The sequence below is a fragment of the Streptomyces pathocidini genome, assembly GCF_001418495.1.
GTDB lineage: Bacteria > Actinomycetota > Actinomycetes > Streptomycetales > Streptomycetaceae > Streptomyces > Streptomyces pathocidini.
Window position 1 is genome coordinate 1 of the sequence record NZ_LIQY01000422.1, and the last position, 1059, is coordinate 1059.

General features: G+C 74.9%; 2 pseudogenes. Both read right to left on the reverse strand.

The window, feature by feature from the left end:
- Positions 1–806, reverse strand: a pseudogene (locus tag AOK16_RS28520) (PAS domain S-box protein); the annotation flags it as partial.
- Positions 807–808: 2 nt separating this feature from the next.
- Positions 809–1059 (reverse strand): annotated as a pseudogene (locus tag AOK16_RS28525) (diguanylate cyclase CdgB); the annotation flags it as partial.

Sequence of the window (1059 nt, forward strand, 5' to 3'; positions counted from 1 at the left end):
ACTCTCGGACGGCGCGGCGGTGTGCACATGGTGGTCGTACGACCCCATCGGCACGCGCGGCGGCCCGCCGAACGGCGCGTCGAAGCCGTCCGCGCGGAACCCGTTCTCGTCCGTCTCGACCTCGACCTCCGCCTCGACGGCCACCGCGGCCCCGTACGCCGCCCCGCCGAACTCCCCGCCGGCCAGGTCGTACGTCGCGCTGCCGGCCCCGGCGACCGGCAGCGGCGGCCGGTCGCAGAGCCGGGCCGAGAGCCGCGCGCGCAGCTCGGCGCTGTTCGGCAGGCCGGTGAGCGAGTCGTGGCTGGCCCGGTGCGCGAGCTGCAGCTCGTGCCGCTTGCGCTCCTCGATGTCCTCGACGTGCGTCAGCAGGAACCGCGGCCCGTCGGCGGCGTCTGCGACAACGGAGTTCCGCAGCGACACCCACACATAGGTGCCGTCGCGCCGTGCCAGCCGCAGCTCGGCCCGCCCGCCTTCGGCGGAGGTGCGCAGGAGGGTGCCGATGTCCTCGGGGTGGACCAGGTCCGAGAAGGAGTAGCGCCGCATGGCCGCCGCGGGCCGCCCCAGCAGCCGGCACAGCGCGTCGTTGGTGCGCAGCAGCCGCCCGTGCTGGTCGCCGCCCATCTCGGCGATGGCCATGCCGCTGGGCGCGTACTCGAACGCCTGCCGGAAGCTTTCCTCGCTCGCCCGCAGCGCCTGCTGCTCGCGTTCGAGCCGTACGAGCGCGCGCTGCATGTTGGCCCGCAGCCGCGAGTTGCTGATCGCGATCGCGGACTGGAACGCGTACATCTGGAGCGCCTCGCGCACCCNNGCCGAGGAGCTCGTCGCCCGAGGAGTACATCGGCGCCAGCAGCCGGTCCTGGGGGTGCCACTCGTCGGCGAAGCGGGGGACCGGGCCCTCGGTGCGCCACTGCGGGATGTCGTCGTCGTCCAGCACCCAGCCCTCGGTGTGCGGGATGAAGCGCAGCTCGCCCCAGTGCTCGCCCATGGAGAGCCAGCGCTCCCAGGCGGCGCGGGAGCCGATCCGGCCGGCGAGGAGCGCCTCGGCGCCGGCGCTCCCGG